This window comes from Nocardioides sp. (assembly GCF_964228225.1).
Taxonomy (GTDB): Bacteria; Actinomycetota; Actinomycetes; order Propionibacteriales; family Nocardioidaceae; genus Nocardioides.
In genome coordinates, this window is the sequence record NZ_CAXQZB010000027.1 from 45,594 (window position 1) to 52,794 (window position 7,201).

The 7,201-nt window shown below is 71.4% G+C and carries 5 protein-coding genes; 4 read left to right on the plus strand and 1 reads right to left on the minus strand.

The genetic code is table 11. From position 1 onward, the window contains the following. Positions 1 to 33 precede the first annotated feature (33 nt). The 4 genes from ACERUJ_RS06950 to ACERUJ_RS06965 all read left to right on the plus strand — a co-directional run bounded on the left by ACERUJ_RS06950 (position 34) and on the right by ACERUJ_RS06965 (position 6,275). Positions 34 to 2,118 carry a glycosyltransferase gene (locus ACERUJ_RS06950; protein WP_370247757.1) on the plus strand — a complete coding sequence of 695 codons (2,085 nt, stop codon included), beginning with the start codon at positions 34 to 36 and terminating at the stop codon, positions 2,116 to 2,118. 2 nt (positions 2,119 to 2,120) lie between these two features. Continuing rightward, positions 2,121 to 3,041: an ABC transporter permease gene (locus tag ACERUJ_RS06955; protein ID WP_370247758.1), complete on the plus strand. Its 921-nt coding sequence runs from the start codon at positions 2,121 to 2,123 to the stop codon at positions 3,039 to 3,041. Further along, positions 3,041 to 3,829 (plus strand): ABC transporter ATP-binding protein, encoded by a 789-nt coding sequence (locus ACERUJ_RS06960; RefSeq protein WP_370247759.1) that lies wholly within the window; start codon positions 3,041 to 3,043, stop codon positions 3,827 to 3,829. The genes ACERUJ_RS06955 and ACERUJ_RS06960 overlap by 1 nt, the downstream gene beginning before the upstream one ends. A gap of 319 nt (positions 3,830 to 4,148) precedes the next feature. Continuing rightward, positions 4,149 to 6,275 carry an FG-GAP-like repeat-containing protein gene (locus ACERUJ_RS06965; RefSeq protein WP_370247760.1) on the plus strand — a complete coding sequence of 709 codons (2,127 nt, stop codon included), beginning with the start codon at positions 4,149 to 4,151 and terminating at the stop codon, positions 6,273 to 6,275. 42 nt (positions 6,276 to 6,317) lie between these two features. Here ACERUJ_RS06965 and ACERUJ_RS06970 read toward each other — a convergent pair whose 3' ends face one another. Then, on the minus strand, positions 6,318 to 7,067 hold the full coding sequence (locus tag ACERUJ_RS06970) for a TIGR03089 family protein (protein ID WP_370247761.1): 750 nt from the start codon (positions 7,065 to 7,067) through the stop codon (positions 6,318 to 6,320). Positions 7,068 to 7,201 lie beyond the last annotated feature (134 nt).

Here is a 7,201-nt window from a genome sequence, read left to right on the forward strand (position 1 = left end):
GACCCCGATCGAAGACGCGCGAGGACCCTGCACGTGGCGACCCCTTCCCCCGCTCCGACCGCGACGACGGCCGCGGAGGCCACCCCCTCCGCGGTGCCGGCCTCCCTCGAGGGACGCCGTGTCGTGCAGCGCACCCTGATGCGGGGCGAGCTCGAGCTCGACGTCCGCTCGCTCTACCTGTGGGCGGTCACCAGCCTCGGCAGCGGCGACCCGTCCTCCGACGCCGCCGAGCAGCAGAGCAAGAACAAGCAGGCCACGAACTACCAGCAGTCCGACGTCGGGCTGCAGGGCTACGCCCGCATCACCGACGACGACACCGTGGTCGTGGAGCCCGGGCGCCGGGTCACCTTCGGCGCCTACTTCAACGCCTTCCCCGCCGCCTACTGGCGCCGCTGGAGCGATCTCACCCACGTCCGGCTGCGGGTCGAGGCGCGCGGCGAGGGCACGCTCATCGTCTACCGCTCCACCGCGCGCGGCCACGTGCTGCGCACCGAGTCCGTCGAGCTCGCCGGCACCGGCTCCGCCCAGGAGGTCGTGCTCGACCTCCCGCTGGCGCCGTTCATCGACGGCGGCTGGTACTGGTTCGACCTCGAGGGCGGTGAGACCGAGATCGAGCTGCTCGCGGCCGACTGGTCCTTCCCGGCCCCGGCGGCCACGAGCCGGCTCTCGATCGGCATCACGACCTTCAACCGCCCCGACTTCTGCACCGCCCAGCTGGTGGCGCTGAGCCGCTCGCCGGAGGTGCTGGCGATCGTCGACGAGATCATCGTCGTCGACCAGGGCACCCAGCAGGTGGCCGACGATCCCGGCTTCCCGGCGGTCGCCGCCGCGCTCGGCGACAAGCTGCGCGTGCTGCGCCAGCCCAATCTCGGCGGCTCGGGCGGCTTCTCGCGCGCCATGTTCGAGACCGTCGCCAAGGGCAGCGCCGACTACCTCCTGCTCCTCGACGACGACGTCGTCTGCGAACTCGAGGGCATCCTGCGGGCGGTCGCCTTCGCCGACCTCGCCAAGCAGACCACGCTCGTGGGCGGGCACATGTTCAGCCTCTACGACCGCACGGTCATGCACGCCTACGGCGAGTCGATCGGCAAGTGGCGCTGGTTCTGGGGACCGGCGGCGCCCTCCATCCACAGCCACGACTGGGCCCGGATCCCGCTGCGCTCCACCAAGTGGCTGCACCGGCGCATCGACGTCGACTACAACGGCTGGTGGATGTGCCTGATCCCCACCGAGGTCATCCGCACCATCGGCCTCTCGGCGCCCATGTTCATCAAGTGGGACGACGCCGAGTTCGGCCTGCGCGCCGGCCGGGCCGGGTTCCCCACCGTCTCGCTCCCCGGGGCGGCCGTCTGGCACGTGCCGTGGACCGAGAAGGACGACACGATCGACTGGCAGGCCTACTTCCACCAGCGCAACCGGTTGATCTCCGCCCTGCTGCACTCGCCCTACGAGCACGGCGGACGGCTGGTGCAGGAGAGCGCCGAGAACCACGTCAAGCGCCTCATGGCCATGCAGTACAGCGCCGGCGAGATCATCATGCTCGCCATCGAGGACGTCCTGGCCGGCCCGGAGCGGATGCACCGCGACATGAAGGAGCGGCTCGCGGAGATCCGCGCGATCCGCCAGCAGCACGCCGACGCCCAGCCCCGCACCGACCTCGACGTGTTCCCGGTGGCGAAGCTGGAGAAGCCGCGCCGCAAGGACCGCGGGGTGCCGAACCCCACCGACCGCGTCGGGAAGATCAAGATGGCCGCCACCGGGCTGGTCCGCCAGGTCACCAAGCCGCGCGAGTTCGGTCAGATCCACCCCGAGGCCGTCGTGCCGCACGTGGACCAGAAGTGGTACCGCCTGGCCCACTTCGACTCCGCGATCGTCTCGGCGGCCGACGGCGTGAGCGCGGCCTGGCACAAGCGCGACCGCGCGGAGTTCAGCCGCCAGCTGCGCCGCTCCACCGCGCTGCACGCCCGTCTCTACAAGGAGTGGCCGGCGCTGGCCGCGCGCTACCGTGACGCGATGCCCACCATCACCTCGCCCGAGGCGTGGGCCGAGACCTTCGGGATCGACGGCGGGATCGGCGGCGGGATCGGCGGCGGCACCGGACAGGCCGGGCAGGACTGAGCATGGCGATCCGCGAGACCCCCGGGATGCGTCCCGCCGCGCTGCCCGACGACGGCGCGGAGGCCGGCCTGCCGCCGTTGGCCGACCCCGCACCGCGCGCCGGGCTGCTGGAGGTCTTCCGGCGCCGCTACCTGCTCAAGCTGCTGGTGCGCCGCGAGATCAGCGCCCGCTACTCGGGATCGTTCCTGGGGCTGATGTGGAGCTACCTCAACCCGCTCTCGCAGTTCGCGATCTACTACTTCGTGATCGGCAAGATCTTCTCGCTGCACGAGAACACCCCGAACTTCGCGGTGCACATCTTCGCCGCGATCATCATCGTCCACTTCTTCACCGAGACCTTCAACGCCGGCACCCGCTCGATCGTGCGCAACAAGGCGATCGTGAAGAAGATGGCCGTCCCCCTGGAGATGTTCCCGGTGGCCTCGATGGCCGTCTCGCTCTACCACGTCGGTCCGCAGGTGGTGATCATCCTGATCGTCGGCCTGTGCTACGGCTGGGTGCCGACGCTCCCGGTGCTCGCGGCGGTCCTGCTCTCGGTCGGCATCATCATGACCTTCGGCACCGCCCTGGCCCTGCTGTTCAGCGCCGCCAACGTCTTCTTCCGCGACTTCTCCAGCGTCGTCAGCATCCTCACCAACTTCGTGCGGTTCGGGGTGCCGATGATCTACACCTACTCGATGGTGGGGGAGCGGTTCGGATCGGCCGCGGACTACTACCTCCTCAACCCGATCGCCAACGCCGTGCTGCTGATGCAGCGGGCGTTCTGGATCCCGACCATCGACGACGCCCGCATCACCGGCGCGGAGATGCCCGACCACCTCTTCTCCCGGGCCGTGATCGTGTTCGGGGCCTGCATCGTCGTGCTCGTGCTCGCGCAACTGGTCTTCCGCCAGTTCGAGAAGCGCATCCCGGAGCGCATCTGATGGCCGACTCCATCCGGGTCGAGCACGTCTCGAAACGGTTCACCCTGCGCTACCACCGCACGTTCAAGCAGGTGACGGTCGCCAAGGCCAAGGGCCGCAAGATCAGCGAGTCCTTCCCGGCGATCAACGACGTCTCCTTCACCGTCGCCCAGGGCGAGTCGATCGGGCTGATGGGCCTCAACGGCTCCGGCAAGTCGACACTGCTGAAGATGATCAACGGCGTCATGCGTCCCGACGAGGGCCGGATCCTGGTGCGGGGTCGCATCGCGGGTCTCATCGCGACCGGCGCGGGCTTCCACCCCCAGCTGAGCGGGCGCGAGAACATCATGCTCAACGCCGCGATCCTCGGGATGACCGAGAAGGAGCTGGCACGCAAGTACGACGAGATCGTCGACTTCAGCGGGCTCTCGCCCAAGCTGCTCGAGACCGAGGTGGGCCACTACTCCTCGGGGCAGAGTGCGCGCCTGGGCTTCTCGGTGGCCATCCACGTCGACTCCGACGTCTTCCTCGCCGACGAGGTCCTCGCGGTGGGCGACCGGCCCTTCAAGCGCAAGTGCCTGCAGAAGATGGAGGAGGTCCGCGACAGCGGCCGCACCCTGTTCTACGTCTCGCACGCCTCCGCTTCGGTGCGCCGGATGTGCTCGCGCGTCATCGTCCTCGAGGAGGGCCGGGTGGCCTTCGACGGCGACGTCGAGGACGGCATCCGCTACCTGGAGTACGACGGGAACGACGAGGAGTTCCTGCCCGGCGAGGAGGAGAGCGACGAGGAGCTCGGCGCCGACATCTGACGTCGCGACCGACCCGTCCCCGCCTCCGACGCTCCGCCCGGCGTCGTACCGCCCGCCGACCGCCCCCGACCCGCCCCGGCCACCGGGGCCGGGTCGGGGGCGTCGTCGTTGCCGGGTTCGGCTGACGTGGGCGTCGATCCGACGCAGACTTGACAAATCTCGGATTCGCCGGCGTGTCGAGTGGAAATTACAGCCTTGTAGTTACTCACGAAACCTTCCGTGACCCGTGTGACGGATGTGAAAGTAGCGACGCGTGTGAAACTTCCCCCTCGCACTGGAGCATCCTGTGACCTTCGACGGACGACCTCGTCTCATCGCCGTGTGCCAGCGTCTGCTGGTGCTCGGCGTCATCTGCGCCGCCCTGACGCCCGCGGCGCGGATCCATTCCCTCGACCTCGTGCCGGACCCCGCGGAGGCCGGCAGCGCGGCCGGTGGCGGCGGTCTGCCGCCCCTGGCGATGACCGCCTACGTGCAGGCGGCGCGCACGACCACCCGGGTGCCGACCGCCCCGGTCGACCCCGTCGTCAAGGAGTACCCGCTCACCGCGCCGGCCGGCGCCCGCGTGGCACCGGGGTCGCTGCAGGCCACCGCCCGCCCGATGCCCGGGGGAGCGAGCAAGCTGATCAGCCGCCCGCAGCGGGTCACGGGCTTCGGCGCCGTCGGCGTCACCTGGGCCAGCGGCACGCGGCTGCGCGAGCAGGACCTCACGATCAAGGTGCGCCTGCGTGACGGCGGCCGGTGGTCGCCGTGGCGCGACATGGTCTACCACGACGACCACGGCCCGGACCCCGACAGCGCCGAGGCCCGGCGTGCCCGTCCCGGCACCGACGAGCTGCTGGTCGGCACCGTCAAGCGGGTGCAGGTCAAGATCGTCGCCGACCGCGCGGTGCCCAGCGACCTCAAGCTCGCGGTGATCGACCCCGGCGCCCCGTCGGCCACCCGCCGGGAACGGGCCGCCATCGACACCGCCACCCTGCCCAGCGCCGCGCGCGTGCCGGGCGGTACCACCGGCGACGTCTACGCCACCTCGGCCCCGGCCACGCCCGAGACCCTGGCCGACGGCCAGGACCAGGTCTCGCTCGCCGCCGCCGCGGTCACGCCCAAGCCGGTCATCTTCTCCCGCGAGCAGTGGGGAGCCGACGAGTCGATGCGCGACAAGGGGTCGCTGCGCTACTACGAGGTGCACGCCGGCTTCGTGCACCACACGGTGAACGCCAACAACTACACCCGGGCCGACGTCCCGGCGATCCTGCGCGGCATCTACGCCTACCACACCCAGAGCCGGGGCTGGAGCGACATCGGCTACAACTACCTCGTCGACCGCTTCGGCCGCATCTGGGAGGGTCGCTACGGCGGGGTCGACCGTCCGGTGGTCGGGGCGCACACGCTGGGCTACAACGAGTACTCCTTCGCCATGTCGGCGATCGGCAACTACGAGATCGCCCAGCCCTCCGACGCGATGGTGCAGGCCTACGGTGCCCTGTTCGCCTGGAAGCTGAGCCTGCACGGGATCAACGCCGCCTCCACCCGCCAGCTCGTGGGCAGCACGACCTTCCAGGCCATCAACGGCCACCGCGACGCGGCGTCGACCGCGTGTCCGGGCAAGTACCTCTACGCCCGGATCCCCGAGATCCGCAAGCTCGCCGCCCAGGCCCAGGTGGGCTTCGCCGGACGGCAGCTGGAGAGTGACGTCGCCGCCACCCCGCAGCCCGACCTGATCGTGCGCCGCAAGGCCGACGGTCTCGGTTTCGTGATCCCGCTCAAGAAGCTGGGCACGGGGTCGTACAAGGCGGGCAAGCCGATCGCGACGGGGTTGAACCTGGGCGGGGTCAACCGGATCCTCAGCGTCGGCGACTGGGACCGCGACGGGTTCAGCGACCTCGTGACCCGCAACGCCGCCAACGGTGCGCTCTACCTGCGCCGCGGCCTCGGCGACGGCACGTTCGCGGCCGTCCAGCGGCTCGCCACCGGGTTCGGCGCCGTGCGGCTGCTCGCCGCGGTGGGCGACATGACCGGCGACGGCTACCCCGACCTCATGGGCGCGCCGAACGGCGGCTCGATGATGATCTGGCCCGGGCGGGGCCCCTCGGGGCTCGGCACCGCCTTCACCGCCTACGGCTCGGTGAGCGCGGTCCGGCAGATCGGGATCGGCCGCTGGGACGGCGACGGCGCCCCCGACTCGCTGCTGCGTCGCGGGCCGCGGCTGGAGGTCGTGCGCGGCAACGGCCCCGGCGGCCTGACCGGCGCACCGAAGCAGCTGGCGATCGACCTCACCCCGTTCGACTGGGTGGTCGGGATCTCCGACATCGACCTCACCGGGCACGCCGACCTCGTGGTGCGGACCAAGGCCGACGGCGGCCTGTGGCTGGTGCCGGGATCCACGAGCGGGTTCGGCACCCCGGTGCAGCTCGGCTCCGGCTTCGGCGTCTACGACCTGGTGGGCTGAGCCGGCCGGCGGGAGATCGGCACGACCGACGTCCGGTCGTCGTCAGGCAGGGAAGCGAGCGGTCACGCGCTCGGACTCCGCGAGGAGTGCGAGCCGGTCCCGCTCGGCCGCGACGACCAGTACGAGGGAGCCGCGCTGCGTCAGCGGCTCCGTCCAGGAGGCCAGTCCCGGTGGGGAAGCCGGGTTGGCCTCCGACAGCAGGCGGCCGCCACCGGAGACGAGGGTCCCGGTGGTGGCCGCCCGCCACATCTCCTCCTGGGTCGTGACGACGCCGGCCCACTCCACGCCGGGATCCTGCGGGCCGGGCGGATCCCACGGGGCGAAGGCGTCGGGCTGCGACCACACCTCCACCCCGACGTCGTGCACGCCGGGCGGCACGCCCTCGGGGAACCGCACGCCGAGCGGGCGCAGCGCACACGCCAGCACCGGCAGGTCCGCCGCACGCGGCGCCCAGTCGGGCAGGGTCTGCGGGCCGCACACGACGGCGTCGGGGTCGGCGGCGTCGGTGACGACCAGCCCGGCCAGCCAGGCCGCGCCCAGGAACACCGGCCCGAGCCAGTGGGTCGGGAGGTCGATCCGCAGCCGGTCGCCGCGCTCGAGGTCCAGCTCGTCGACCAGCAGCGAGGCCACCTTCGCCACCCAGTTGGCGTAGGTGGTGCGGGAGAGCTCGACCCGTTCCCCGCTGCGCTCGTCGTAGAAGGTGAGCAGCGGCTGGCCCGGATCCTCGCGCAGCAGGTCGGCGAGCACGGTCGCGAACACGGTGGGGCCGGTGGCGGAGGCAGGCGGAGTCACCCCCCGATTCTGCCGCCCCGCCGCCGTCCCCCCGACGCGACCACCCGCGTTCGTCGAGCAGCCGCGCGCACGGTGGTGTCGGGACCGGGTGGTCCGTGCGGGTGCGGGCGTCTCGTGACGCTCGCTACTCGAGG